Source organism: Sphingorhabdus sp. 109 (genome assembly GCF_902506555.1).
Classification (GTDB): Bacteria; Pseudomonadota; Alphaproteobacteria; order Sphingomonadales; family Sphingomonadaceae; genus Parasphingorhabdus.
In genome coordinates this window covers 2,161,032-2,185,397 of sequence record NZ_LR732707.1, presented here as the reverse complement: position 1 = coordinate 2,185,397, position 24,366 = coordinate 2,161,032, and the positions used below count along the sequence as shown (strand labels likewise).

The following is a 24,366-nucleotide window of genomic DNA, read 5'->3' as shown; positions in this document are numbered from 1 at the left end:
GCAAGGATAATTTGTCCGGACAAAAAGGAAAAGCTTGAATGTATCGATTACTGATAATGATGTGGATGGTCCTGATCTGGTCCCCGGTTGACCTGCAGGCGCAAAGCGATTTGTCCGGCAGCGGGATATTGGCGTTGGCACGGGAAGCCGCGGGCGGAGATGGCTGGGCCAATGCGAAAAGCCTGAGCCTTTCAGGTCGTGCGATATTCTATGGTCCCGAGGGGCATGAACCCCGCTCGATTGCCGACGATTACCGGATGTGGCGGGTGTTTGATCCCGATCGGAAGATTTTCCATGGTGCCGATGGCAAGGTGCGGATCATCGCCAGATCGGGCGCGAAGATACTGTTCGAGGTCGGCTTTGACGGGCAGACGACCTGGACCGAGCGGGGCATCGTTCCGAAGGCAGAGGCGGAAAAATTCTGGGCGAGCAATTTCGGCTTCGGGATCATCCGTCAGGCCGGAAAGCCCGGCTTCACGGCAACCCGACTGGCCGATGATGCGATCGCGGGCCACGCGCTCTACATGGTTCAACTCACCGATCCCGAAGGAGGCGAGACATTGTTCGGTATCGACCAGCAAAGCCACGCCATCCGCATGATGGGATTCCGCACACCCAAGGGCTGGCACCACCGGACCTATGATGATTTCGTCACTCTGGAAAATCCCCGCTGGCTGCAGGCTCGGCATGTCACGCTTTATTATGACGGGCGCAAGTCGAACGAGGTGTTCTGGACGGATACGCGGGTCAATGGCGAAATCGATGCCGGACTGTTCGAACCTCCGGCAGAATAGCCTGAGAACGGCCCGTGCCGGTCCCGGGATCGGATCCGTCTCCGGCACGGGCGCGCTGTGTCTTCATCCCGCGCAGCGCAGATATCCGGTTACCAAGGCTGATGAGCAACCATGGTCAATTCCATCAAAAAATTTGAACAATATTGATTTTACTAAAATAATATCCCGGTCTAGTACGAAAAACAGCCACTTTTTATAATGATACCGCGAAAGCCAGCGCCGATATTATCCGCTTAACCTTGAGGGAGATATTTGTGCTGGATCAAGTCGGGCGTCAGACAGAAGACAGGTTTTGTGCGTTAAGCGGCCTCATCGGCCATACGCCATTGGCTCGGATAGACGTTCGTGTCGAAGATCGTGACATAACGGTTTATGCTAAAGCGGAAATGTATAATTTCTCCGGCAGTATCAAGGACCGGATGGCGCTGAATATATTGGAGAAGGCGACGCTGAGCGGTGCCCTGAAGCCCGGGCAGCGCATCGCCGAGGCAACCAGCGGCAATGCCGGTATTGCCCTGGCCGCCATCGGCGCCGCGCTGGGCCATCCGGTGACAATCTTCATGCCCGACTGGATGAGCGTGGAACGGCGTGCCATTCTGACCAGTCACGGCGTTGATCTGGTTCTTGTGTCCAAGGAACAGGGCGGCTTTCTTGGCTCGATCGAGATGGCTGAAGAACTGGGGCGCAGGGATGGGGCTTTCCTGCCTCGCCAGTTCTCGAATGAAGACAATTGCGACGCCCATTATGAAGCCACTGCCCCCGAACTTTGGGCGCAGCTTGCGAGCGATGGCGCACGTCTGGGCGGCTTTGTGGCAGGTGTGGGAACCGGCGGAACGGTCATGGGTGTCGGCCGCTATCTGAAAGAGCAGGATGCCAGCATTTCCGTGCATCCGGTTGAGCCGACCGAGTCCCCGACATTGTCGACCGGCTATAAAGTGGGACACCACAGAATTCAGGGCGTGTCGGACGAATTCATCCCCGAAATTGTCAAGCTGGACGATCTCGATCCGGTGATTGCCATATGCGACGGTGACGCCATTCTCATGGCCCGGAAATTGAGCCGCGTGCTCGGTTTCGGAGTCGGGATATCCAGTGGTTGCAATCTTCTGGCGGCGATCAAGGTCGCGCTGCAGCAACAACCGGACGCCAGCGGCCAATGCCGCGCTGTGGCTACGGTATTTGCCGATAATAATGCAAAATATCTCTCGACCGACCTGTCAAAGGCCGAGCCTTGCCGCGACGGATATCTAACCCCGCAAGTCGAGCTGATAAATATGACAACCATTAGATAGGCGGTTGGTCGGCGGGGGCAGATTGCGGTGCGCCAGTCGGTCTCCCGGTCACCTCGTTCACGCCCTGATTGGTAAAGCGCTGTTTCAGGATGCAAGCGCCTGTCGGATCACTCTGCCCAGTCGCGCAATCCCTTGTTCGATATTTTCTTCGGAACTGTTGGAGAAACTCAGCCTCAGGCTGTTCGCGCCCGATCGGTCAGCGAAGAAGGCGCTGCCCGGAATGAAGGCGACTTTCTCTGATTTGAGCGAATCTGCCAAGAGGTCCACGCTATCCATAAAATCTGGGAGGGTCAGCCAGATGAACATGCCACCTTCTGGCTGGGTCCAGTTGATACCGGCCGGCATTTCCCGGGACAGGGCTTGCAGCATGCTATCGCGCCGCTGGCGATAGACGGGCCGGATCTTTTCGATTTGCTTGTCGAAGCTCTGGTTGCAACATCGGCCACCGCCATCTGGTTGACGACACCGGAATGCAGATCTGATGCCTGTTTCATCAACACAAGGCGGGAGATCACGGATTTTGCGCCGCATACCCAGCCGACCCGCAATCCCGGCGAAAGTGTCTTGGAAAAGCTGCCGCAATAGAGCGTTCGGGTGGCTTCAATGCTGCCTTCGCGTTCTATGTCCAGCGCGAGGATCGGCGGGATGACTTCGCCATCATAGCGCAGCGACTGATAGGCCGCGTCCTCGATGATGGCGATATCCAGATCACGGGCCAGATTGAGCAGCTGTATTCTTGCCTCCCTGTCGATGCTCTCGCCAGTCGGGTTGCAAAATTCGGAGGACAGATAAGCGAATTTCACGCGGCCGCCACTGGCTGCCTGCCGGTAGCTTTCTGCCGGGCGCAAGGCGCCGGTTTCGAGGCGGTCATAGACTGGCTCATAGGCGTTGAAAGCGCTCAACGCCCCGAGATAGGTGGGCCACTGGACCAGCGCGGTGTCACCGGGCGACAGTAACAGCTTGCCGAGATAATCAAGGGCTTGCTGGGAGCCGGAGGTGATGATGATATTGCCGCTATCGCAAGGAATCCCCAGCTTTGCCATCTCCCCGACGATCCACTGCCGCAAGGGAAGATGCCCCTCGCTTGTCGCATATTGCAAGGCGGCGGAGGCATTTTCGCCTTCGCACATGGCCGCAAAGGCCCGCTGGAATTCCGCCACCGGAAATAATGCGCCATCCGGAATGCCGCCTGCAAAGGAGATGACACCCGGCTGCCCTATCAGCTTCAGCAATTCCCGTATCTCGGAAGCCTTGAGCCGCGATGCACGAGTTGCCAGAATATTTTCCCAATGCATAGGTCGCCGCTCTCATGATCTGTGAAACATAATCTTGTCCGGACAAATGCCTCGTGCAATTTCCGTCTCAATGCAATCGCATTTCCGCTTCCGGCACTTATGGTGCACGAAAAAGTTCGCCGTCGGTCAGATCCCAAAATGACCGAGCTCTGACGGAAAACATCCCGGTTGCGATTATTTGATCCCGTGATAGAGTTGTCCGGACAAATATTATGGAGAATCTGACCATGTTCTTGCTTGCCACCCTGTCTGCCCTTGCCATCGATAGCGGTTCTGCAGAACCGGAGAAGCTGGAGGATCTGCTCGCCGGAACCTTCACAAACGAAGAGCATGCCTATTTCGAAGCCGATGCCGGCCGCACGCCACCGCCATGGATGTCCTTTCGAATCTCCAGCGCCGAGGACGGGATGAAGCTGCAAAGCATCGATGCTTATGGAAAGGAAAAGGCCGCGCCACAGCCGATCACAGTGGCGCATGGCAAGGATCGTGACATTCTGTCCGTCGGCGATTGCGAACGCTTTTTTGAGCGGGGCGAAAAAGGCTGGAAACTGGCAGCGGTACAGAACAGGAAACTCTGCCGTCAGGATTACCAGATTTCCCGCGTCACACACAATGGCATCACTCTGCGGCTGGCCAATGGCGAGGAGACGCTTCTCAAGCGGGCGCGTCCGGTCCAATGCTGGGCGGCGGTGAAGAAGGTTGCGCCCAAGGCTGATGGTAGCGCCGATTGGCTGTTTGCCCAGAAGCTCGACCTGCATGACCAGGGCGGCCGGGTCCTTGTTGGCGGCGGTGATACGGGAACGGATCCGCTGATCTTGCGGATGCGGGCGGTATATTGGCCAAAACCGAGCACCAACCGGCCGAGCATGGTGCTCTATGTGCACAAGCCGGAAAATCCGGACAAGGCGGTCAGCTACAGCTGGGCCGATATCGATGCCAGTCGTGTGGGAATGAACCTGCGGTGGATGCAGGCAAGTTGCACAATCGTCGGAGCGGAGCGCTCCTCGGAAGTGACTCCGGACAATTTCAGAGGCTAGGGCAACGGTATAAACGCGGCTCTGGACCCTAAACCGGAAAATGGCGGCCCGGCGGTGACGTTCATATGTCGCTGCCGGGCGCCCATCGATATTTTTAGACGGTCAGGACAGGTTCTGCCGCTCTAGTTGCCCATCTCCGCATCGATTTTGCGCCAGTCTCTGGTGACAAATTTTTCCTGGATGGCGGTGCGCGTTTCCAGCACGCCATCGCGAATCCAGTGCCATGTCCGGCAACGGTTCTGGCCGTCATCGGAAATCTGAATCTGTTCATAGAGATAGAGCGAGGGATCGCCCTGCCGCTGCCAATATAGCATCACGGTCCGGTTATATTCATCGAGCGGCACTTCCGCAGCCCAACCCTTGATCAGTTCATTGTCCCACCAGACCCGCTTGTCTCGATATTCTGCAGGAAATTCCCGGTTCTCGGTCTTGCCGTCCGACCATGTGTAATAGTTGGTCTGGTGATAGGGGACCGGACCGTCGTCGGGAAAACGGCACAACAGGCGGGAGGCATGTTCGTCGATCTTTTCGTTCTGCGCATTGAAATATGTATAAGTGCCATCCCAGACGCCCTCATGACGCGCCAGCAGAGGCATATCTTGTTTAATTCCCATGATCATTTCCTTCATATGGTTCACATAGCGATGCATTTTCGCATCCGGCGGGAGCCGCAATTCGCCGGCGCTCCAGTATCCTGGGCGACGCGGGCAATATTATCTCTCCATTTTCTCACCGGCTCTTCCTGTTGCAACGACTTGCGGTTGGAGGGAGGGTGAGAATCGGCGGATTATCACAACATGACTATATTTGTCCGGACAAATTAATCTCGACAAGTTTTTTCTGGTGCTTATTGTGTTTTTATCGATTGCGGAGAAATTCTATATGGACGCGGATGACATGAAAATTGCGGGAAACGGAGAGTCTGCGGCGAAGGACGCCCTGATTGCAAAAATCGCCGGGGTCGTTGACGCTGGCGGGCTCATTACCGGTTCCGATGTCGCGCTGCGCCCGGAAGACTGGCAAGGCCAGGGCAGCTGTCAGGCGCTGGCCGTCATACGACCGCAAAATACCGGGCAGCTGTCTGCCGTAATGAAGCTTTGCCATGATGCGGGACAGTCCGTTGTCGCAGAGGGAGGCCTGACCGGCCTGGTCCAAGGCGTGCGCCCGACATCCGGTGACATTGTGATCTCGTTCGAGCGGATGGCCGATATCGAGTCGATCGACGCGGTCGGCAGGACGATGGTGGTGCAGGCCGGGGTTCCCTTGCAAAAGGCGCAGGAAGCAGCAGAGGCGGCCGATCTGCTCTATGCCGTGGATCTGGGCGCGCGCGGTTCCGCGACGATTGGCGGCACGATCTCGACCAACGCGGGCGGCAATCAGGTGCTGCGCTATGGCATGACCCGCGAGAATATCCTCGGGCTTGAAGCTGTGCTGGCCGACGGCACGATCGTCTCCTCGATGAACAGTCTGCTCAAGAACAACAGTGGCTATGATCTGAAACAATTGTTCATTGGCGCCGAGGGGACGCTCGGTCTGGTGACCCGTGCAGTGCTGCGGCTGCGTCCCCGTCCGGTGAGCGAGAATACAGCGCTTCTTGCGGTCGGCGATTTTGCATCCGTGGTGACCCTGTTCGGCTCGATGGGGCAGAAACTGGCCGGCAGCCTGACCGCCTTTGAAGTGATGTGGGGAGACCATTTTGCATTGCTGACAACCGAAACGGGGCGCCACGTTCCGCCGGTGCCGGCGGGGCAACCCTATTATGTGATCGTCGAGGCGACCGGCGCGGACCACCGGCGCGACAACGAGCATTTTGTCGAGATACTCGGCGAGGCGCTGGAAGACGGACTGATCGTGGATTCGGCGATATCAACGTCAAAAAGCCAGCGCCAGGCGATATGGGACATACGAGAAGATATCGAGGGGCTGGCAGGGGTGCTGAAGCCACTGGTGATGTTCGACGTCAGCATGCCGATACGGGAAATGGAACAATATATATCGGTTCTGCGCAAAAATATTGCCGACCAATGGGGAGATACGGCGAGGATCATTGTCTTTGGCCATCTCGGTGACGGCAACCTGCATATTTTTATATCTCCCCCTGCGGATGATCAGGCCACCCATCATTTGCTCGAAGAAATTGTTTATGCTCCGCTCCAGTCGATCGGCGGTTCAATATCGGCCGAACATGGTATCGGACTGGAAAAACGCGCATGGCTGCATCTGTGCCGGTCAGAGGACGAACTGGCACTCATGCACGGATTGAAGAAAACCCTCGATCCAAAGGGGCTGCTGAACCCCGGGAAAATATTCTGAATGATACGCCAGCAAGGCTGGGGGCGTGAGTGTCCACGGCCAAGCCACGGGGCGTCAGTGCCCTGACGCACAATCGCCTTTCCGTCGGGAACCGGACGCAGAATAGGCCCTCGTCACTGGTACAGGCCCAGGCCGCACTTGGCTTGGACCGGTCAGCTATGGCTTTGAACGGCATGGCAGAAAGTCACGCAACGGTGATGACTTCATCAAATGGGCACTCATATGGAAAAATCCCTGCTCCCTTGCTTGCGGCTTTCTGCGTGACCAGGAACCATATCTCGCCAGTCACGATGTACCCGCTTAAAAGTAGCCCCCCTCATTGCATATATATTCCGCCTACGGATTTTAATTCGAGAGCGATATCGTCCTGCCCGAACGGCGTGCCGACGGGCGCAGGGGCGATGGTCTGGTAACCATATCTGCCGGAGATGTAGCGAAATCCGTCTCTTGTAGAAGCAGAAACGGATGGCCAGATTTTCATGCTGGATGTGGAGTGCAGCCGCTATATTGCGTTGAACGCCGTTGGTGCGCATGTCTGGCGCCAGCTGGACCGGCATAGAACACAAGGCAAGCCTTCCGTAACCGTCTCATATATTGCAGCGGATGGCACCGGTCGAGCACGCGACAACCGCCACAAGTTCCGGGCGTCTGCCATATTCAGAATTTCTGGGAAATGGTGACCCCTACGGGAATCGAACCCGTGTTTCAGCCGTGAAAGGGCCGCGTCCTAACCGCTAGACGAAGGGGCCATACCGTTTGCCGGTCGGCGAGCCACGGCCATTAGGGGGGTGCTCGGCTTTGGTCAACCCTCTTTTCACCGGAAATATCGGGCTTTTTTTTCGCATCGCGCCGGACCGCCCGTAACTCTTTGTCTTCAGGCCCGGGAACAGCGGCCTCGATCCGGAGCGGCGTCTGGTCTCAACGCGTGTTCAATCCGCCCAGGCGGCATCTTCCAGATGGATTTCTGCCGACGGGCGGCTGCCCCAGTCATCGATCTTGGCGCGTCCGGCGATCCATAATTTGCGTCCTCTGGGAGCGCTGAGCAAAGTCTGGCCGAGATCGCTCTCTGCCGCCCGGAAGGCTATGGTCTTGATCGACGCTCCGTCATCACCGCTGACGATCATCCGGACATGGTTGGTGCCGACAATATCACATTTGACGATTCGCACCGGTCCGGTGGCGATCCGCGGCGCGGGCCAGCCCATGCCATAGGGACCGGCACCGTCCATGGCCTCGACCATGGTCGGATTGACGCCCTTGGGTGACAGCACCGCATCGAGCAGCAGCGCCTTGCCGTCCTGCGCCTGGCCGACGCTGCCGGCGAGCCGGTCGTTGAGAAATTCGGAGAAGGCATCGACCTTGTCCGCGGCGACCGTGACGCCCGCAGCCATGGCATGGCCGCCGCCGGCGATCAGCAGGCCGCTGTCCTTGGCCGCGATGATCGCGGCACCCAGATCGACGCCGCCGATCGAACGGCCCGAGCCCTTGCCGACGCCCTCTTCGTCCAGCGCGATGATGATCGCCGGCCGGTTCAACTTCTCCTTGATCCGCCCGGCGACAATACCGATGACGCCGGGGTGCCACCCCTTGGCGGCAAGCACCGCCACCGCTTGGTTTTGCTGGGCCGAGCACATGGCTTCTGCCTCTTCCAGCACATGGGCCTCGATCGCGCGCCGTTCCTGGTTGAGATGATCCAGCTCGGCGGCGATTGTCTGCGCTTCTTCCGGGTCCCGGGTGATCAGCAGCCGCACGCCAAGATCCGATTTGCCGACGCGTCCGCCGGCATTGATTCGCGGCCCCAGCGCGAAGCCGAGATCGGAGCAGATTGGAGCGCGTTTGAGCCGGCTGGCGTCGATCAGCGCGGAGAGGCCGATATTCTGGCGCCCTGCCAGAACCTTGATCCCTTGCGCGACGAAGGCGCGGTTGAGGCCGCGCAACTGGGCGACATCGGCAACCGTGCCGAGGGCGACAATATCCAGTAATTCCAATAATCTGGGTTCGGCGCGGTCCGTGAAAAAGCCTTGGTTGCGCAACGTGCGAACCAGCGCCGCGCCAAGCAGGAACGCCATGCCGACGGCGGCGAGATGGCCATGTTCGGCGCCGGCGTCGCTTTCGTCCAGCCGGTTGGGATTGACCAGCGCAATCGCCTTGGGCAATTCCACCGCGCATTTGTGATGGTCGACGACGATCACTTCGACCCCGGCCCGGTGCGCCATGTCGAGCGCATCGAAAGCCATCGCGCCACAGTCTACGGTGACCACCAGATTGCTACCCTGTTCACCCAGCTTGACCAAGGCCTCGCCGGAGGGGCCGTAGCCCTCCATCAGCCGGTCGGGAATATAATAGCCCGCGTCCAGCCCCAGGTCACGCAGCAGCCGGATCAGCAGCGCCGCACTGGTTGCGCCATCGACGTCATAATCGCCGAATATCGTGACCTTTTCCTGATTTTTGATGGCGAGGGCCAGGCGCTCCGCCGCCTTGTCCATATCCTGAAAAACCGAGGGATCGGGCATGAAACCGCGGATTGTCGGCTCGCGGTTGACCGCGAGCGTTTCCCGGCTGGCGCCGCGGGCGAGCAGCAGCTGGGTGACCAGGTCATCGGGCTGGAAACCCGGATCGCGCGCGTCGGCGCTGGTGCTGCGCCAGCGCCAGCTCTGGCCGGACAGGGATTTTTCTACATTCAATACTGCACTCATGGCCGGTGCTATGCGTCAAAGCAGCGGCGCTGACAATCGGTCTGTTGCTTGCTAGGGAGAAGGCGATGAAAAAGCTTCTGATCATCTATTACAGCTATACCGGCGGCACCGCGCAGATGGTCGAGGCCGCTGCCCGGGCAGGGCAGGTTGAGCATGGCATCGAAATAGACATCCTGCGCGCGGAAGACTGCCAGCCGGAGCATATGCTGTCCGCCGACGGCTATATTTTTGCGACGCCGGAAAATCTGGCGGCGATTGCCGGGGTGATGAAAGCCTTTTTCGATCGCTGCTATTATCCCTTGCTTGGGAAGATCGAAGGCCGCTCCTATGCGGCAATGATCTGCGCCGGATCGGATGGCGAGAATGCGCAGAAACAGCTGGAGCGGATCGCCACCGGCTGGCGGCTCAAGAAAGTCATCGACAGCCTCATAGTCTGCACCCATGCGCAGACTGAAAAGCAGATATTGGCACCGAAAACGATTTCCGAAACCGACCGCCAGCGATGTGCCGAGACGGGTGCCACGATATCGGCGGGCCTCGCTATGGGTATATTCTAGATCAGCTCGCGCACACGGTCCTGCAGGACCGGTATCACATCCGCTTCGAACCAGGGATTGGCCTTGAACCAGCGGATATTGCGCGGGCTGGGGTGGGGCAGGGGCAATAGCTCCGGCCAGAACTCCCGCCAGCGTTTCACCGTTTCGGTAAGCGTGCGGGATTTGCGCTCTCCCAGATGCCAGTTCATCGCATGCTGGCCCAGAACCAGCGTCAGCCGGATATTGGGCAGGGCCTCGAGCAGCGGCTTGCGCCAGGCCGGCGCGCATTCCGGTCGTGGCGGCATGTCTCCGCCCTTGCCGCTGCCGGGAAAGCAGAATCCCATCGGCACGATCGCGAACAGGCGCGGATCGTAGAATTGCTCTTCGGTCACGCCCAGCCAGTCGCGCAGCCGCTTGCCGCTGACATCGTCGAACGGACGGCCTTTCTCGTGGGTCTTGCTGCCCGGCGCCTGACCGACCAGCAGGATCCGCGCGGCGCTGTCCGCCTGTACCAGGGGTTTGGGGCCGAGCGGCAGACCGGTGCAGATCGTGCAGGCCCGGATTTCGTTCAGCAGGCCGGCCAGCGCGTCGGGTGGGCGGCTCGTCATTCCTTGCGGCGGCAGATCGCCAGATGATCGGGCTTCTCGTCCGAGGCGATCGGTGGCAGGACGAAGACATGCCCGAGATGGGTTGGTTCGCGTCCTTCCGGCATTCTTTCGCCGCTGACGACCGCGGCGAAATCGCTGCAGGCCGGTGCGCTTTGCAGATAGTTGCTGTGGCCGGTGCGGCCCCGGCTGACGGCGGTCGTGTCGATGATGGTCAGCGCCGCCTTGCCGATCGCTTCGGCATATTTCGGATGCGCCGCATAGCAACGCTCGGGAAGGCCGCGGGCCTCGAGTTCCGCAGCCTCGAACGGACTGAAACAGCGTGGGTAGCCGAGCCGGGGATAGCCGTGGATGTCATCGGACAGCGACAGGGCGCGATCCTTGATCGATGCGTATACGGTGATCCGCCGGTCGTTGCGCACCCGCCGCTCGGACAATATTTCCTCGGCGATATCGCGTTCGAAATCCTGGGTATCGACATCCGGCGAGACCAGAATGATGTTCGAAATGACACTCGAATCGCCATTGGGTACGTTGCGGTCGACATATTCCACCGACGGCAGTACCAGCCGCGCGCCGAGCGAATGGGAAATCAGCACAATTTCCTTGGTCGTTTCGAGCTGAGCCAGCTGCATCAGGAACTTGCGGAAATTGCGCTCGTCCCAGTACATATTGGTCTCATCGACGGGATATTTCAGCAGGGCGCCCTGCGAGGGCCAGCTATACTGGATCGCCGGGCCGGCAAAGCCGGTCAGTCGCATGATCTGGTCGGTGTCGCGCGAACTGGTGAAAAAGGTCTCCCGATAGCCGTGGACATAGAGCAACACGCGACCATCCGCATTTTGCATTCCAGCGGCAAGATTGGCCCACCATTGCTGCGAATCGGAGAATGCGAGGGGGATGGTACGGGTGGTTTTTCCCGGTTCGCGTTCCACCTCCTGCGGCCCGGCAAAACGGCCGTAGCGGACCTTGTCGCCTCGATGATGCAGCAGCCGGATATTCTCGGTCAGGCAGTCCGGCAGCCGGCTCGTGACAAAGAAAAACGGCCTTTCAGCGGCATCTGGTGCCAACGCGGCATCCGGCTCGGGATTGCACCGTTCGGCGGCGACATAGTCGGAATGGCGGATCTTGCCATAGTCAACCGGTGTCACGCATCCGGCTATCAGCCAGGGCAAAGCCAGAATCGCCCATCTGGCTCGGGATGCGAGATGGTTGGGCGACAGCAGGCTGGCGATGGCCATTGTCAGCTTTCGCGATGCTCGCTCTTGACCCAGCGTACGGTGCCGGAAGAAGCGCGCATGACAACGCTTTCCGTGGTCATTTTGCCACCGCGCAATTTCTTGACGCCTTCCAGCAGCGAACCGTGGGTCACGCCGGTAGCGGCAAAGATAACATCGCCCTTGGCCAGTTCTTTCAGGTCATAGACCTTGTCCAGATCCTCGATACCCCATTTATAGGCGCGCTGGCGCTCGTCGTCATTGCGGAACAGCAGGCGGCCCTTGAACTGCCCGCCGACGCAGCGCAGCGCGGCCGCTGCAAGCACGCCTTCGGGCGCGCCGCCGCTGCCCATATACATGTCGACCGTTGTATCTTCGTCGGTGGTTGCGATCACGCCGGCAACATCTCCGTCCGGGATCAGCATGATGCCGCATCCGATTTCGCGCAATTCGGCGATGATCTTGTCGTGCCGTGGACGATCCAGAACACAGACGATAATTTCGGCCGGCTCGACCCCTTTTTCCTTGGCAACGGCGGCGACATTTTCGGTGACCGACTTGTTGAGATCGATAATGTCTGGCGAATAGCCAGGACCAACCGCAAGCTTGTCCATATAGACATCAGGCGCGTTCAGCAGATTGCCCTGTTCCGCAATGGCCAGCACGGCCAGAGCATTGGCACCGGCCTTGGCGGTGATGGTTGTGCCTTCCAGAGGGTCAAGCGCAATATCGATTGCCGGGGCTTTGCCTTCGCAGCCGCGGCCGACCTTTTCTCCGATAAACAGCATCGGCGCTTCGTCGCGTTCGCCTTCGCCGATCACGACCGTACCGCAAATGTCCAGTTCGTTAAGCGCGGCGCGCATCGCTTCGACGGCAGCCGCATCGGCGGCTTTTTCGTCGCCGCGGCCAATCAGATTGGCTGCCGATATGGCGGCTGCTTCGGTAACGCGTACCATTTCCATGACCAGTACGCGGTCCAATATGTCGCTTGCTTGTGGCATATTATCGATCAGTCCTTCTGTAAGGGGCAATTTCGAATTCTCGATAGGGGAGCGATATTGCAATGTCGAGACAGCTTTTCCCGATCCCCGGTTGATAGCTCCGGCTGCGGCTGCAACCGGAGGCGGAATCAGTCCTGATCGCTCAGCAGATGCATCACCACGGGAACAGCCTGTAAGCTGGTGGAGGTGGACAGGGCTTCCAGGCTTTCCGAGACATTGCGCTCACGGCTGTCATGGGTAACCATGGAGATCAGCACTGACCCTTCATCGGTTTTCGCGGTCTGGATGAGGCTTTCGATCGAAACATTTGCATCGCGCATGGCGGCGGTGATTTCGGCGAGCACACCGGGTTTGTCGGCGACGATGAAGCGAACATAGCTTTTGCCGGTCCGGTTGCCGCTTTCGGCCCGTTCGCAAGGCTCCATAGCGCTGGCAGGGGCGGCAAAGACCGTCCCGGCATCGCCGCGCGCGATATCGATCAGGTCGGCCATGACGGCCGAAGCCGTCGGCCCTTCGCCGGCACCGGCGCCCTGAAACATCAGGCGGCCGGAAAAATTGCCCTCGGCAACCACGGCATTGGTCGAACCCTCGATATGGGCCAGCGGATGATTTTCCGGTACCAGATAGGGATTGACCCGCTGGAACAGTTTCCCATTGTCGATCCGGGCCATGCCGAGCAGGCGGATGCGATAGCCCAAGGCCTTGGCCTGACCGATATCCGCCGCCATGATATGGCGGATGCCGTCGATCTCGACACCGTCGAAGTCGAGCGCCTTGCCGAATGACAGTGCCGCCAGGATGGCGAGCTTGTGGGCCGCATCGACACCGTCAATGTCGAAACTGGGATCGGCTTCGGCATAGCCGATCTCCTGCGCTTCCTGCAGCACTTCGTCAAAGTCGCGGCCGTGTTTTTCCATTGCCGTGAGGATATAATTGCAGGTGCCATTAAGAATGCCATAGACCCGCTCGATCCGGTTGGCCGAGGCACCGTCGCGCAATCCCTTGATCACGGGTATCCCGCCGGCGACTGCGGCTTCATAGCGAAGCGAGAGATTCGCATTTTCCGCAGCCTGTGCCAATTCCATCCCGTGATGGGCGATCATGGCCTTGTTGGCAGTAACGAATGACTTGCCGGCCGCCAGACTCTGCCGCGCCAGTTCCAGCGCGGTCCCGTCGGAACCGCCGATCAGCTCGACAACGCAGTCGACATCATCATGGGTCGCCAGATCTGCGGTCCTGTCGCACCAGGAATAAGGTGTCAGGTCGATGCCGCGGTCTCGGTTGCGGTCACGGGCCGAGACAGCGGTTACCACGATCGGACGACCGGCCCGTTGCGTGATCATGGCGCCATTTTCTTCTATCAGCCGGATAACGCCGGTGCCGACGGTACCCAGTCCGGCGAGCGCGATGCGTAGCGGAGCAGTCATGGTGAATAAGCCTTTTTGCGATTCAGGTGGGATGGTTGGCGCCTTATTAGCGCCGCCCTGAACGAATGCCAGTATAAGTTGGCCGTTATCGGCTGGACAATATAGGTAGGTAGAGTCTCAGGGCTGGCGTGAGCGCGGGCAGTCGCCGAGATCGTTGAGCACCATCTGGTAGTCGCTGCTGGCTTGCCGTGCATCGGCCGGTGCATTGCCGGCCAATGCGCTGGCTGGCAACTGACGGGGGAGGAAACAGGCCAGCCGGTACCAGAGCAGGCTGTTTCTCATCGGAGCACGGGCGGCTTCATCGACAATCTCTCCCAGCGAGACGGCCCAGAACCGCTGCTGGCCAGCCCGTTTCAATATGGTAATCGAAATCGGTGAACCGCTTTCGGTTTCCAGAAAAATCTGCGTCTCCCCTTCACCGATGATTGTACCCGGCACGTGAAACGCGCTGGCGATCCGGGAAATCGCGGGCGGTGCGTCATGGGCAACCAGTTCGCGGACCAGCGAACGGATGCGCTGTTCCCGACTGGCTGTCCAGGCGATCTGGCCGTCCTTTGCGGTCAACTGCACATTGTCACCGCTGCCGGGCGCGCGGCGGGCAAATATGATGAAGGGCTTCTTTTTGATTTTCGGAGCGCGCCCGCGATTGTCCAGCGGCAAATCTGTTACATAACGAATCGTTTCACCGATGCCTCCGTCGCCGCGAATCAGGGCATTGGTCGATGCAATTATATAAAAACGCCGGGTGTTCGGTGGCGCATTCGGCGCGCGTTCGGGGTCTACTTCAATCGCTTTTTTAACCGTTACATGGGCGATGATAGGAGCGTTCTCGCTAAGGTCTGCAATGTCGGCATATTGCAGGCTGTCACCATCGCCCGAAACCTGTGAAAAAGCCGGAATGCCAGCAATTTGAGAGAAAAACAGCGTGACCGCAAACATCGTGAAAAAGCGCATGATTTTCCCTTGTTTTAACATTTATGATAGGCAGTTTTTAGCCCGTATTTTAGGCCTTTAACAGCTTAATCGCTGCTGAACCAACAAAGCGATTGCCTGCGTGGAACTAGCACGTTAAAACAAATTTAAGATGGCTTTCAAGCGAACGAAAAGTTGTCACGGGGATAAAAAGGGTCGCGACGGTTTGTTCCAAGCCTCTCGCTCTTTGTCTGGAACTTCAGCAATGGAGAATAATACCTTGTGATGGGGAAAAAGGAGTTACATTTCTGAATGGCTTATGCTGACCAAGAGATGAGTTCGAACAAGATCATATCGATCGTTCTTGTCGTAATCATTCACCTGTTACTTGGCTATGCGCTGGTCACTGGGCTAGCCTATACTGCCGTCAAGAAGGTTGCCACGCAGCTGGACATGATCGACATTGAAGAGGAAGAACCACCGGAAGAACCTGAGGAGCCACCTCCACCTCCGCCAGACCAGCCGATCGAGCCGCCACCCGTAGTGTCGCCTCCGCCAATCGTGGCTCCCGTGGTTGCACCGCGGCCGGTAATCCGGACCGTACCGACTGCGCCGCCACCTCCGGCACCGGTTGTTGCCGCTCCACCGGCACCACCGCCTCCGCCACCGCCACAGCGCGCAAATCCGGAGCCTCGCGGTAATCCGGGGAACTGGGCCAATGCGAATGACTATCCTTCGCGGGCTCTGCGTGAAGAACGCGAAGGGACCACACGTTTCCGGCTAACCGTCGGAGCAAATGGTCGGGTAACTGATTGTCAGATCACAGGTTCTAGCGGCCATGCTGATCTTGACCAGGCTGCCTGCAAAAACCTGACGCGGCGTGCGCGCTTCAGACCTTCTCTGGACGCGAACGGTGAACCTACCACCGGTTATTACGCCAACGCCGTACGTTGGCAGATACCGGAATAATGTAATCGGGAAGGGCTCCTCCAACTAACCCTTCCCAACAACAGTTTATTGCAATTAGTTTATCCTGAGGGGAATGTTAAAATGTTGATTGAAATTCTGGCCGCTGCACCGGCGGCTCCACAAAATGCTTTCGGTTTTTGGGAAGCAATGGAACAGGGCGGCGTTATCGCATGGTCTGTTCTCGCAATTCTGACCATCATGTCGGTATCGTCTTTCTACATCCTGTTCTCGAAATTGTTCGAGCAGAACAAGGTCATGAAGCAGGGTGCTGCAATGCGCTCGACTTTCTGGCGCGCAGGCAGCCTCAAGGAAGGCGCTGCCAAGCTCGACAAGAATTCCGCCTACCGCCAGATCGTCGACGACGCGATCAAGGCAGACGCTGATCACGCCAAATTGACCGACCCGGTTGAAGCGCACGACTGGCTGCACGGTTCGATCGAACGGTCGCAGGATCTGATCAAGTCGAAGCTCGCTACCGGTCTTCCATGGTTGGCTACCGTTGGTGCAACGTCGCCGTTCATCGGCCTGTTCGGTACGGTTATCGGCATCTATCGCGCCCTGATCAAGATCGGCATCGCCGGCCAGGCATCGATCGACGCTGTTGCTGGTCCTGTTGGTGAAGCCCTGATCATGACCGCGCTGGGTCTTGGTGTGGCTGTTCCTGCCGTTCTCGCCTACAACTGGCTGCAGGGACGCAACAAGCGCATCTCCGAACAGCTGGCTGCATTCTCCAATGACGTTCTGGGCTACATGGCTTCGGACGGCGGCGTTAAGCCAGTTGCGAACGCTGCTGCTGCCAAGCCTGCTGCGAAACCAGCTGCGCCTGCCGCGAAGAAGTAAGCCGTAGGCCGGGTTGCCCGCCGTGTATCACGCAGCAACCCGGCCAACGCACGACAAGGAGGCCTTCGCTTCCTTCAGATGTTTAGTTTTGAGAGGATAAAATCCTATGGCGATGAATGTTGGGGGCGATAGCGGCGAGGAAACTCCTCTATCCGATATTAATACCACCCCACTCGTGGACGTTATGCTGGTGCTGCTGATCATTTTTCTGATCGCTGTTCCCGTGGTTATCCAGACCGTGGAACTCGAGCTGCCGGTGCTTCCTTTTGAAGTTACCACGACGAAGAAAGAGAATGTGCTGCTGTCTATCACCACGACGGACGCCGCAGGACGTGATCCGGGCGAAGAAGGATATTCAGGAGCCACGCCGGGCGGAAACTGCCGTGTATACTGGGGTACCAGCCCGGTTGATTCCAACGAGCTGGTCAGCAAAGCGGTCAAGCAGCTGGAGGACCAGATTGAATCCTTTGGAGGCGTCGAGAATATGACACCGGAAGATATGCCGGAAGTTCACATCCGCGGTGACATCAATACGCCTTATAAGTGCATCGGCGGTGCAATCTATTCGATGCAGCGTGCCGGCTTTGCAAAAGTAGGCTTTATTTCCACACCGATCGCAGTCGAATAGTTCGACCGGCGACTAGAGTTATTGAAGGTTAAGGAGACTCCCGAATGGCAATGAGTGGCGGAAAAGATGATGGCGAGCCAATGATGGAGATGAACACGACGCCGCTCATCGACGTCCTGTTGGTTCTTCTCATCATGTTCATCATCACGATCCCCGTGCAGACCCACGCAGTCAAAATCGACTTGCCGGTGTCTGATAACGATCCATCCAATCCACCTCCCATAGATCCGGTCAAAAACCGCCTTGGGATCACGGCGACAAACCAGATTACCTGGAATGACAGCGAAGTTTCGCTGAATCAGGTCAAACAATATCTGGCGCAGACCAAATCGATGGTGCCGGAGCCGGAACTGCAGTTCCAGCCCGATCCTCTGAGCGCCTACCTGACCACCGACCGGACATTGGCGGTGATCAAGGATAGCGGTGTCTCCAAATTCGGTTTTGTCGGCAACGAGCAATATGGCAGCTTCAACAAGGCTAGCCGCCCGCCGAACTAGGTTCGACGCAATGCATTTACAGGGGTCGCGGTAGCAATATCGCGGCCCTTTTTTATGGTGCGGATCCGATTCCAGCCGGGCTTTCGTTCTGCAAGAAAGGGGTGCGGAAATTGCAACTCGCTAGGCATTCGCGCGCAGGTTCTACCCCAAGCAGCCGTAGCGGCGAGGACCAGCGATGACAAAGACCACATCAGCGAAGATAGACGTGGTTCTGCTCTGGATAATCGGGGTGATCCTGGTTTATTCCGCCATCATCTTCACATCCGCCTTTTTCTCCGGAGCGGATATGGGCGCATGGGTCTGGGATCGGCATCAGAATCTCTTTTCCTGGTATTCGCGTCCCTTGTTCATCATCCCCGCTGCTTATTATGCCTATCGCCGGAAAATCTGGCATGTGCTCGGTTTCATGCTGCTGCTCGCGACCAGTCTCTTCTGGTTTGCCGCTCCTGCATCGACTGATCCGGCGATCCGGGAATATCTGCAATGGGAGGCAGACCTCTTTTTCTCGAACAAAAGCAAGTTGCCGCTCCTCGGGTTGATCGTCGCGGTCCTGATATTCCTGTTCTCGCTGTTTTACGCCTTCTGGCAGCGCAATCCCTGGCTTGGTCTGCTGGTGATCAACGCCGGAACCGTTCTGAAAATCATCGTCAGCCTGGCATTGGGGGAAGGGACCGGAGCAGCCGCCGTCCTCCCGTAGCTTTCCAGCCTGCTGGTAATCAATCCGTTCGCCTATTTTCTCTGGCGCCGTCTCCGAAAGTCGCGGCGGGCGGATTGAGCACGGCTGACCCTTTCAGGCCTGCTGTCATAGCGGCGAATCGGATCAGGACGTGATGGTCGACCGGCTCGTTTCCGCGCTGCTGAATTGCAGGTCGGCAAGCCGGGCATAGAGGCCATTTTTCGCGATCAGGCTGTCGTGGTCGCCCTGCTCGACGATCTTGCCCTCGTCCATCACAATGATGCGATCCGCCGACCGGACAGTTGCGAGACGATGGGCGATGACGATCGTGGTGCGGTCTTCCATCAGGTGATCAAGTGCATCCTGCACCAGCTTTTCGCTTTCCGCGTCCAGTGCGGATGTGGCTTCATCGAGTAGCAGGATTGGCGTGTTCCGCAGCAGGGCACGGGCGATCGAGATACGCTGCCGCTGGCCTCCGGACAGCCGCGTGCCCGCCTCGCCCATGAAGCTGTCCAGCCCGTCGGGGAGGGCGCGAAGAAATGTTTCGGCATTGGCCGCCCGCGCCGCTGCCCATATTTCCTCGTCGGTTGCGTCCCACTGGCCATAGCGAAGATTATCGCGGGCGGACGCTGCAAATAATACGGTTTCTTGCGGTACCAGTGCCATGCGCTGCCTGATTGCCGCTGGATCGGCTGAGGGCAGGGCGACCCCGTCGATGCGGACAGACCCGCTCTGAGGGTCGTAGAATCGCTGGGCAAGCTGGAACAAGGTGGATTTGCCGGCTCCGGAGGGGCCGACCACGGCAACCGTTTCGCCGGGTGATACGGTTAGGGAAAAATTGCTCAGCGCCTGTGTGTCCGGGCGTGTCGGATAGGCGAAGGAAACATTGTCGAAGGCGATTTTCCCACGCGATGGTTCGGGCAGGGCGATTGGATTTTCTGGCGCTGCAATGCCGGGTTTTTCCGACAGCAATTCCGCCAGCCGGCCTGCTGCGCCGGCGCCGCGCAAAAGATCGCCATAAACTTCGGTAAGCGCGCCAAAGGCTCCGGCAACCAGGCCGCCGGTGATAACGAAGGCAGCAATGGTACCACCGGAAATGCTGCCCTCTGCCACGCCGATGGCGCCGCGCCACATCAGCATCGTGATACCGGTGAAGATCAGCCCGATAACGATGGCGGTCATCGCCGCGCGCAGCCGGATCCGCCGTTTGGCGGTTTCGAAGGTTGATTCGACCGCGCCACCAAAACGTTCATGCTCGCGCTTCTCCTGTCCGAAGGCCTGAACTATCTTCATGGCACCCAGGGTTTCGGCTATCATTGCGCCGACATCGGCAACCCGGTCCTGGCTGGAGCGGGAGACATTGGTCAGCTTGCGGCCGATGAACACGATCGGCAGGATGATCACCGGGATGGCAATCAGCAGACCCGCGGTCAGCGCCGGAGCCAGTGTGAACAGATAAACAATCCCGCCAATCCCGATCACGATATTGCGCAGGGCGACGGACACTGTGGTTCCCACGACCTGCTCGATAATCGCGGTATCGGATGTCATCCGCGAGGCAATCTCCGATGGCCGGTTCTCCTCGAAAAAGCCGGGAGCCAGGCGCAGCAGATTGGCTTGCACTGCCAGTCGGAGGTCGGCGACCACCCGCTCGCCGAGCCAGCTGACGAAATAGAAGCGAAAGGCTGTGGCTACCGCCAGAATTGCGACGATACCCAGCAGGCCCTGAAAATAGGGTGCGATGTCCCCGTTGCCAGCCATGAAGCCCTTGTCGATGATCGTCTTGAAGCCGGCGGGAATGGCCAGCGTGGCCATGGCGGACACGAACAGGGCCAGCAGCGCAAAGGCAATTTGCTTGGGATAAGCGACGGCGCGATCGAACACCATCCGCAGATTTCCAATTTTTTTGAGCGGTGCCGGAGGGGTGTCTTTTTCGACGGAATTGGTTTTATCGTTCATGAGAAAGCGCTTAGCAGTCCGTCCTATTTCTAACAATCAAAGCTTTGGCCCGCTTGCAGGTGAAACCGGCCGTCCGGTGAACATGGCGATCATGGACCGGAATACCAAGAGCAAGACCAGCAAATCGGCGGATTCGCGGCTCCGGGAAACCGGCGGCTTAGCGCTGGCCAAATGGCAGGAAATTGTTAGAACAAAAGGGCTTCGGGTAGAAAGCGGCCCGGACGATTCGTGAAATTTTCGATCAAGGGTGATGCGCGCATGAATCAGATTGCTTCAAAAGGCCAGTTGCGAATGTCTTTGCTGCGCTGGATATTGTTCGTCGTGCCGATTACCGTGCTGCTCGGCTTTGCCTTTAGCCAATTCGCAAATTCCGGTGAGGAAAACCGCTGGTTCCAGGCTTTGACCAAGCCGGACGCGCAACCGCCTGGAGCGGTGTTCGGCGGCGCGTGGGCCTTGCTCTATGCGATGATGGGCACTGCCTTTGCGATGGTGCTGCACGCTCGCGGCGCGCCCCTGCGCGGTACGGCAATCGTCCTTTATCTTTTACAATATGCGTTGAACCTGTTCTGGCCGGTGCTGTTTTTCGGCATGCATCAGGTCGGTGCCGCCTTCTGGCTGCTGGTCATCATCTTCCTGCTGGCTCTGGGCACAACGCTGGTATTCGGCCGCGTCCGCAAGGCCGCCGCGTGGCTGATGGTGCCCTATCTGGCATGGCTATGTTTTGCCGCGGTTCTCAACAAGCAGATAGAATGGTTGAATCCGGGTGCGGAAACCCTTGTGGTTCCGGCCGCGAGAACCCAGATATAGAGAATATTTTTCCCGGGCCGGACCAGGCCCTCACGGAGTGAAGAGACATGCAGAGCCAAAACCGCTTTTTCGATGATATTTCCAAAGTCCTGAATGGCCTTGCCGGAACCGTGGCGGGAGTGGGCCGCGAAGCGGAATCAAGTGCCCGGGAGCGGGCCAAGGAATGGGTCGGCGGAATGGATTTCGTCTCGCGCGAGGAATTCGAGGCAGTAAAGGAAATGGCGGCAAAGGCGCGCGCTGAAGCCGACACGTTGAAGAAGCGCCTCGATGCGCTGGAAAAGGGGGCCTCTGGCCCTGCCAAGAAACCGGCGGCTAAACGCGCAACCACCCGCAAGCCTGCCACCAGAAAAGCGGCAGCGCCAAAAGCGGCTGCCAGCAAGACTGCGGCACCCAAGACCGACAGTTGAGCCCGGCCTGATCCGCTTTCGAAGGCGGTTCATTATCCACAGCGTTCCCACAATCAATGTGAAGGCGGGCCTCCGCTTGCCTTGCCCTGATCCCGCGAGTGGGCCACTAGACTTTTATCTGAAAAGGATCTGGAACCGCGATGCTAGACGACCAATGGGAAGAGCTTGATCAAGATGAAGCGCCACCCGTGGACATGCTGGCGGCCTTTTTCGAGGCCCGCGGCTGGGCGGTGGACCATGTCGGCGATGACGAACTGTCCGTCGAGATAAAGGGCAACTGGACGAGCTACCAGATGCGCGCGATCTGGCGAAACGAAGATCATGTCCTGCAAATTCTGCTGCTACCGGAAATCCGGGTGCCGCAAGAAAAAACAACCGTCATTTACGAAACGCTCGGGCTGATCAACGAACAGCTCTGGCTCGGCCATTTCGATCTCTGGTCGAACAATAATGTCCTGCTGTTCCGCCACGCGACCTTGCTGGGTGGCAGCGGCATGCTGGGGCTCGATCAGGCTCAGACGATTGTCGATCTGGCGATTGAGGAGTGGGAACGCTTCTATCCTGTCTTCCAGTTCGTCCTGTGGAGCGACAAAAGCCCCAAAGATGCAATCGAGCATGCGATGGTCGATACGATTGGCGAAGCATGAGAACGGCCCGGATCAGGCGTATCCGAAAGCTGTGCGGGGGATGGTCGCCAGGCTGACCCGTCCGGTCACTGGTCAGCCATTGTCTCTGCGCAGATCGAACACCATCTTGCGGTCGGTCTCGGGTATCAGGCCTTCCAGAACATGCCAGAATCCGGTTACCGATTCCTGACCGGCGGAAACATAGGCGGACGACAGCTTCTCGCGCAATTGCCGAAACAATTCCGCCTCCAGTGCTGCCCCCTTATCGGTCAGGCGCAGCAATTTCTGCCGCCGGTCAATGATGCCGGGCGAGGTAAGAATAAAGCCCCGGTCCTGCAATTCCTTCAGCACCCGGCCGAGCGACTGTTTGGTGATCGCGAGCAGTTTCAGCAGCTCGCCCACGGTCAGTTCGGGCTGCCGCGCGATGAAATATAGCGCCCGGTGGTGGGCTCGGCCGAGACCCTGTTTTTCCAGCTCCTGATCGATCGCGTTTGTCAGTCTTGTATAGCCGAAATACAACAGCTCGACACCGCGTCGGACCTCGTCTTCGCGCAGGAAAAGCGGCGAAGCTCCGGGGGATGTGCTGGGGCGAGATACGTCAGTCATGTTGACGTATCTTGACAGGCTGATTAGGGGATTGCAAGGCAATTGAAACCTGCTTCCAATTCCTCCTATGGCAGCATGAACAACAGCGAAAGCGGCAGTAAATGGCAGATAAAAACAGCCTCGAATTCAAACTCGAGCCCAGCGCGACTCCCCTGCACGCCAGCAAGCGGACGAAGCTTCTGGAGAACCCGGGTTTCGGGACTTTGTTCACCGATCATATGGCAATGATCCGCTATAGCGAAACCGATGGCTGGCATGATGCGCGGATTACCAAGCGCGAGCCGATCCTGATGGACCCCGCCTCCTCGGTGCTGCATTATGCCCAGGAAATATTCGAGGGCATGAAGGCCTATCGCCTCGCCGATGGCGCGACGGCGCTGTTCCGCCCCGAGGAAAACGCTCGGCGCTTTCAGGCGTCGGCCCGGCGGATGGCGATGCCCGAACTGCCGGAAAAGCTGTTCCTCGATTCGGTCGAGGCGCTGGTCGATATCGACCGCGAATGGTTCCCCTCGGTTGAAGGTGGCTCGATGTATCTGCGCCCGTTCATGTTCGCCAGCGAAGTGTTTCTCGGCGTGCGCCCGGCGAAGGAATATCTCTATCTGGTGATCGCGTCACCGGCGGGTGGCTATTTCAAAAGCGGCGCGTCGGCGATCAGCATCTGGGTTTCCGAACAATATAGCCGCGCCGCACCGGGCGGCACCGGGGCGGCCAAGTGCGGCGGCAATTACGCCGCCAGCCTGGTCGCTCAGGCCGAAGCGATCGAGAAACAGTGCGACCAGGTGGTGTTCCTCGATGCAGCCGAGCATAAATGGGTGGAAGAGTTGGGCGGCATGAATCTATTCTTCGTCATGGACGACGGTACGCTGGTCACGCCGCCGCTGGGCGGAACGATTCTACCGGGCATCACCCGGGAATCGATCATCACCCTTGCCCGTGAAGAAGGGCTGACGGTGGTCGAAGAGCCTTATTCCATTGACCAATGGGAAGCCGACGCAGCCAGCGGCAAGCTGGTCGAAACCTTTGCCTGCGGTACCGCAGCGGTCGTCACGGCGGTCGGCACCGTCAAGTCCGCCGAAGGGGAATTCAGCATCGGCAGCGGCGGTCCGGGGCAGCTGACCGAAAAATTGCGCCGGCGGCTTGTCGATATCCAGCGCGGCGTCGCCCCCGACCAGCATGGCTGGGTAAAAAGATTGTTTGACGCATAGTTGTAACTGCCTCTTGCCCCC

At 58.6% G+C, this 24,366-nt stretch carries 27 protein-coding genes and 1 tRNA gene; 16 read left to right on the top strand and 12 right to left on the bottom strand.

The genetic code is table 11. From position 1 onward, the window contains the following. The first annotated feature begins 38 nt into the window (after positions 1-38). Both BOSE62_RS10310 and BOSE62_RS10305 read left to right on the top strand, forming a co-directional pair. Positions 39-794 (top strand): hypothetical protein, encoded by a 756-nt coding sequence (locus BOSE62_RS10310; protein ID WP_159645653.1) that lies wholly within the window; start codon positions 39-41, stop codon positions 792-794. Between the two features lie 254 nt (positions 795-1,048). Beyond that, positions 1,049-2,086, top strand: a complete 1,038-nt coding sequence (locus BOSE62_RS10305; protein ID WP_159645650.1) for a PLP-dependent cysteine synthase family protein — start codon at positions 1,049-1,051, stop codon at positions 2,084-2,086. Between the two features lie 84 nt (positions 2,087-2,170). Here BOSE62_RS10305 and BOSE62_RS17530 read toward each other — a convergent pair whose 3' ends face one another. Further along, positions 2,171-2,455 (bottom strand): aminotransferase class I/II-fold pyridoxal phosphate-dependent enzyme, encoded by a 285-nt coding sequence (locus tag BOSE62_RS17530; protein WP_268893902.1) that lies wholly within the window; start codon positions 2,453-2,455, stop codon positions 2,171-2,173. After that, positions 2,377-3,381: an aminotransferase-like domain-containing protein gene (locus BOSE62_RS10295; protein ID WP_201295658.1), complete on the bottom strand. Its 1,005-nt coding sequence runs from the start codon at positions 3,379-3,381 to the stop codon at positions 2,377-2,379. Before BOSE62_RS10295 ends, BOSE62_RS17530 begins: the two co-directional genes overlap by 79 nt. A gap of 212 nt (positions 3,382-3,593) precedes the next feature. On the opposite strand from BOSE62_RS10295, the gene BOSE62_RS10290 reads away from it, so the two are divergent. Beyond that, complete coding sequence (locus tag BOSE62_RS10290) at positions 3,594-4,418, top strand: hypothetical protein (RefSeq protein ID WP_159645647.1); 825 nt, start codon at positions 3,594-3,596, stop codon at positions 4,416-4,418. 122 nt (positions 4,419-4,540) lie between these two features. Here BOSE62_RS10290 and BOSE62_RS10285 read toward each other — a convergent pair whose 3' ends face one another. Further along, the gene (locus BOSE62_RS10285) at positions 4,541-5,032 is read right to left on the bottom strand and encodes a DUF3598 domain-containing protein (protein WP_201295657.1); all 492 of its coding nucleotides are present in this window, start codon (positions 5,030-5,032) and stop codon (positions 4,541-4,543) included. A gap of 193 nt (positions 5,033-5,225) precedes the next feature. Here BOSE62_RS10285 and BOSE62_RS10280 point away from each other — a divergent pair, with 193 nt between their 5' ends. Beyond that, positions 5,226-6,731 carry an FAD-binding oxidoreductase gene (locus BOSE62_RS10280; protein WP_201295656.1) on the top strand — a complete coding sequence of 502 codons (1,506 nt, stop codon included), beginning with the start codon at positions 5,226-5,228 and terminating at the stop codon, positions 6,729-6,731. Positions 6,732-7,210: 479 nt separating this feature from the next. Further along, positions 7,211-7,411 carry a PqqD family protein gene (locus tag BOSE62_RS17610; RefSeq protein ID WP_443028807.1) on the top strand — a complete coding sequence of 67 codons (201 nt, stop codon included), beginning with the start codon at positions 7,211-7,213 and terminating at the stop codon, positions 7,409-7,411. Here BOSE62_RS17610 and BOSE62_RS10275 read toward each other — a convergent pair. Both BOSE62_RS10275 and recJ read right to left on the bottom strand, forming a co-directional pair. Further along, positions 7,406-7,480, bottom strand: a tRNA-Glu gene (locus tag BOSE62_RS10275). The genes BOSE62_RS17610 and BOSE62_RS10275 overlap by 6 nt on opposite strands. Before the next feature lie 180 nt (positions 7,481-7,660). Further along, positions 7,661-9,427 (bottom strand): single-stranded-DNA-specific exonuclease RecJ, encoded by a 1,767-nt coding sequence (gene recJ / locus BOSE62_RS10270; RefSeq protein ID WP_159645642.1) that lies wholly within the window; start codon positions 9,425-9,427, stop codon positions 7,661-7,663. 65 nt (positions 9,428-9,492) lie between these two features. Here recJ and BOSE62_RS10265 point away from each other — a divergent pair, with 65 nt between their 5' ends. Beyond that, entirely contained in the window at positions 9,493-9,984 is a 492-nt protein-coding gene (locus BOSE62_RS10265; RefSeq protein ID WP_159645639.1) for a flavodoxin family protein, read from the top strand. Here the strand turns inward: BOSE62_RS10265 and BOSE62_RS10260 are convergent. The 5 genes from BOSE62_RS10260 to BOSE62_RS10240 form a co-directional block, all read right to left on the bottom strand. After that, complete coding sequence (locus BOSE62_RS10260) at positions 9,981-10,571, bottom strand: uracil-DNA glycosylase family protein (protein ID WP_159645636.1); 591 nt, start codon at positions 10,569-10,571, stop codon at positions 9,981-9,983. The two genes, BOSE62_RS10265 and BOSE62_RS10260, sit on opposite strands and share 4 nt — an antisense overlap. Continuing rightward, positions 10,568-11,809 carry an alpha/beta hydrolase gene (locus BOSE62_RS10255; RefSeq protein ID WP_159645633.1) on the bottom strand — a complete coding sequence of 414 codons (1,242 nt, stop codon included), beginning with the start codon at positions 11,807-11,809 and terminating at the stop codon, positions 10,568-10,570. Before BOSE62_RS10255 ends, BOSE62_RS10260 begins: the two co-directional genes overlap by 4 nt. A gap of 2 nt (positions 11,810-11,811) precedes the next feature. Further along, positions 11,812-12,786 carry a class II fructose-bisphosphatase gene (gene glpX / locus BOSE62_RS10250; RefSeq protein WP_159645630.1) on the bottom strand — a complete coding sequence of 325 codons (975 nt, stop codon included), beginning with the start codon at positions 12,784-12,786 and terminating at the stop codon, positions 11,812-11,814. Between the two features lie 128 nt (positions 12,787-12,914). Continuing rightward, positions 12,915-14,213: a homoserine dehydrogenase gene (locus BOSE62_RS10245; protein WP_159645628.1), complete on the bottom strand. Its 1,299-nt coding sequence runs from the start codon at positions 14,211-14,213 to the stop codon at positions 12,915-12,917. Positions 14,214-14,330: 117 nt separating this feature from the next. Beyond that, the gene (locus BOSE62_RS10240; protein ID WP_236553981.1) at positions 14,331-15,167 is read right to left on the bottom strand and encodes a hypothetical protein; all 837 of its coding nucleotides are present in this window, start codon (positions 15,165-15,167) and stop codon (positions 14,331-14,333) included. Between the two features lie 270 nt (positions 15,168-15,437). Between BOSE62_RS10240 and BOSE62_RS10235 the strand changes: the two genes are divergently transcribed. The 5 genes from BOSE62_RS10235 to BOSE62_RS10215 all read left to right on the top strand — a co-directional run bounded on the left by BOSE62_RS10235 (position 15,438) and on the right by BOSE62_RS10215 (position 18,756). Next, entirely contained in the window at positions 15,438-16,094 is a 657-nt protein-coding gene (locus BOSE62_RS10235; protein ID WP_159645625.1) for an energy transducer TonB, read from the top strand. A gap of 81 nt (positions 16,095-16,175) precedes the next feature. After that, positions 16,176-16,934, top strand: a complete 759-nt coding sequence (locus tag BOSE62_RS10230; protein ID WP_159645622.1) for a MotA/TolQ/ExbB proton channel family protein — start codon at positions 16,176-16,178, stop codon at positions 16,932-16,934. Positions 16,935-17,040: 106 nt separating this feature from the next. Then, positions 17,041-17,562, top strand: a complete 522-nt coding sequence (locus BOSE62_RS10225; RefSeq protein WP_159645619.1) for an ExbD/TolR family protein — start codon at positions 17,041-17,043, stop codon at positions 17,560-17,562. A gap of 44 nt (positions 17,563-17,606) precedes the next feature. After that, positions 17,607-18,059 carry an ExbD/TolR family protein gene (locus BOSE62_RS10220; RefSeq protein ID WP_159645616.1) on the top strand — a complete coding sequence of 151 codons (453 nt, stop codon included), beginning with the start codon at positions 17,607-17,609 and terminating at the stop codon, positions 18,057-18,059. 175 nt (positions 18,060-18,234) lie between these two features. Further along, complete coding sequence (locus BOSE62_RS10215; RefSeq protein WP_159645613.1) at positions 18,235-18,756, top strand: hypothetical protein; 522 nt, start codon at positions 18,235-18,237, stop codon at positions 18,754-18,756. A 123-nt stretch (positions 18,757-18,879) separates the two neighbouring features. Here the strand turns inward: BOSE62_RS10215 and BOSE62_RS10210 are convergent, their stop codons facing one another. Continuing rightward, a complete protein-coding gene (locus BOSE62_RS10210; RefSeq protein ID WP_159645610.1) occupies positions 18,880-20,694 on the bottom strand; it encodes an ABC transporter transmembrane domain-containing protein in 1,815 nt (604 codons plus the stop codon). Here BOSE62_RS10210 and BOSE62_RS17390 point away from each other — a divergent pair. The 4 genes from BOSE62_RS17390 to BOSE62_RS10195 all read left to right on the top strand — a co-directional run bounded on the left by BOSE62_RS17390 (position 20,678) and on the right by BOSE62_RS10195 (position 22,555). Continuing rightward, positions 20,678-20,926, top strand: coding sequence for a hypothetical protein (locus BOSE62_RS17390; protein WP_236553980.1), 249 nt, complete (start codon positions 20,678-20,680; stop codon positions 20,924-20,926). The two genes, BOSE62_RS10210 and BOSE62_RS17390, sit on opposite strands and share 17 nt — an antisense overlap. Positions 20,927-20,952: 26 nt before the next feature. Continuing rightward, positions 20,953-21,501 (top strand): TspO/MBR family protein, encoded by a 549-nt coding sequence (locus BOSE62_RS10205; RefSeq protein WP_159648002.1) that lies wholly within the window; start codon positions 20,953-20,955, stop codon positions 21,499-21,501. Positions 21,502-21,548: 47 nt separating this feature from the next. Next, entirely contained in the window at positions 21,549-21,908 is a 360-nt protein-coding gene (locus BOSE62_RS10200; RefSeq protein ID WP_159645607.1) for an accessory factor UbiK family protein, read from the top strand. A 140-nt stretch (positions 21,909-22,048) separates the two neighbouring features. Beyond that, positions 22,049-22,555, top strand: a complete 507-nt coding sequence (locus tag BOSE62_RS10195; protein ID WP_159645604.1) for a YbjN domain-containing protein — start codon at positions 22,049-22,051, stop codon at positions 22,553-22,555. Between the two features lie 72 nt (positions 22,556-22,627). Here BOSE62_RS10195 and BOSE62_RS10190 read toward each other — a convergent pair whose 3' ends face one another. Next, positions 22,628-23,140 carry a MarR family winged helix-turn-helix transcriptional regulator gene (locus BOSE62_RS10190; RefSeq protein ID WP_159645601.1) on the bottom strand — a complete coding sequence of 171 codons (513 nt, stop codon included), beginning with the start codon at positions 23,138-23,140 and terminating at the stop codon, positions 22,628-22,630. A 101-nt stretch (positions 23,141-23,241) separates the two neighbouring features. Here BOSE62_RS10190 and BOSE62_RS10185 point away from each other — a divergent pair, with 101 nt between their 5' ends. Beyond that, positions 23,242-24,345, top strand: coding sequence for a branched-chain amino acid aminotransferase (locus BOSE62_RS10185; RefSeq protein WP_159645598.1), 1,104 nt, complete (start codon positions 23,242-23,244; stop codon positions 24,343-24,345). Positions 24,346-24,366 lie beyond the last annotated feature (21 nt).

What these genes read in the sequence shown, in the direction of transcription:
- BOSE62_RS10310 (WP_159645653.1), top strand. Translation starts at nt 39, where the DNA reads ATGTATCGATTACTGATAATGATGTGGATGGTCCTGATCTGGTCCCCG.
- BOSE62_RS17530 (WP_268893902.1), bottom strand. Translation starts at nt 2,455, where the DNA reads ATGCTGCAAGCCCTGTCCCGGGAAATGCCGGCCGGTATCAACTGGACC.
- BOSE62_RS10295 (WP_201295658.1), bottom strand. Translation starts at nt 3,381, where the DNA reads ATGCATTGGGAAAATATTCTGGCAACTCGTGCATCGCGGCTCAAGGCT.
- BOSE62_RS10290 (WP_159645647.1), top strand. Translation starts at nt 3,594, where the DNA reads ATGGAGAATCTGACCATGTTCTTGCTTGCCACCCTGTCTGCCCTTGCC.
- BOSE62_RS10285 (WP_201295657.1), bottom strand. Translation starts at nt 5,032, where the DNA reads ATGGGAATTAAACAAGATATGCCTCTGCTGGCGCGTCATGAGGGCGTC.
- BOSE62_RS17610 (WP_443028807.1), top strand. Translation starts at nt 7,211, where the DNA reads ATGCTGGATGTGGAGTGCAGCCGCTATATTGCGTTGAACGCCGTTGGT.
- recJ (WP_159645642.1), bottom strand. Translation starts at nt 9,427, where the DNA reads ATGAGTGCAGTATTGAATGTAGAAAAATCCCTGTCCGGCCAGAGCTGG.
- BOSE62_RS10265 (WP_159645639.1), top strand. Translation starts at nt 9,493, where the DNA reads ATGAAAAAGCTTCTGATCATCTATTACAGCTATACCGGCGGCACCGCG.
- BOSE62_RS10260 (WP_159645636.1), bottom strand. Translation starts at nt 10,571, where the DNA reads ATGACGAGCCGCCCACCCGACGCGCTGGCCGGCCTGCTGAACGAAATC.
- BOSE62_RS10255 (WP_159645633.1), bottom strand. Translation starts at nt 11,809, where the DNA reads ATGGCCATCGCCAGCCTGCTGTCGCCCAACCATCTCGCATCCCGAGCC.
- glpX (WP_159645630.1), bottom strand. Translation starts at nt 12,786, where the DNA reads ATGCCACAAGCAAGCGACATATTGGACCGCGTACTGGTCATGGAAATG.
- BOSE62_RS10245 (WP_159645628.1), bottom strand. Translation starts at nt 14,213, where the DNA reads ATGACTGCTCCGCTACGCATCGCGCTCGCCGGACTGGGTACCGTCGGC.
- BOSE62_RS10240 (WP_236553981.1), bottom strand. Translation starts at nt 15,167, where the DNA reads ATGCGCTTTTTCACGATGTTTGCGGTCACGCTGTTTTTCTCTCAAATT.
- BOSE62_RS10235 (WP_159645625.1), top strand. Translation starts at nt 15,438, where the DNA reads ATGGCTTATGCTGACCAAGAGATGAGTTCGAACAAGATCATATCGATC.
- BOSE62_RS10230 (WP_159645622.1), top strand. Translation starts at nt 16,176, where the DNA reads ATGTTGATTGAAATTCTGGCCGCTGCACCGGCGGCTCCACAAAATGCT.
- BOSE62_RS10225 (WP_159645619.1), top strand. Translation starts at nt 17,041, where the DNA reads ATGGCGATGAATGTTGGGGGCGATAGCGGCGAGGAAACTCCTCTATCC.
- BOSE62_RS10220 (WP_159645616.1), top strand. Translation starts at nt 17,607, where the DNA reads ATGGCAATGAGTGGCGGAAAAGATGATGGCGAGCCAATGATGGAGATG.
- BOSE62_RS10215 (WP_159645613.1), top strand. Translation starts at nt 18,235, where the DNA reads ATGACAAAGACCACATCAGCGAAGATAGACGTGGTTCTGCTCTGGATA.
- BOSE62_RS10210 (WP_159645610.1), bottom strand. Translation starts at nt 20,694, where the DNA reads ATGAACGATAAAACCAATTCCGTCGAAAAAGACACCCCTCCGGCACCG.
- BOSE62_RS10205 (WP_159648002.1), top strand. Translation starts at nt 20,953, where the DNA reads ATGAATCAGATTGCTTCAAAAGGCCAGTTGCGAATGTCTTTGCTGCGC.
- BOSE62_RS10200 (WP_159645607.1), top strand. Translation starts at nt 21,549, where the DNA reads ATGCAGAGCCAAAACCGCTTTTTCGATGATATTTCCAAAGTCCTGAAT.
- BOSE62_RS10195 (WP_159645604.1), top strand. Translation starts at nt 22,049, where the DNA reads ATGCTAGACGACCAATGGGAAGAGCTTGATCAAGATGAAGCGCCACCC.
- BOSE62_RS10190 (WP_159645601.1), bottom strand. Translation starts at nt 23,140, where the DNA reads ATGACTGACGTATCTCGCCCCAGCACATCCCCCGGAGCTTCGCCGCTT.
- BOSE62_RS10185 (WP_159645598.1), top strand. Translation starts at nt 23,242, where the DNA reads ATGGCAGATAAAAACAGCCTCGAATTCAAACTCGAGCCCAGCGCGACT.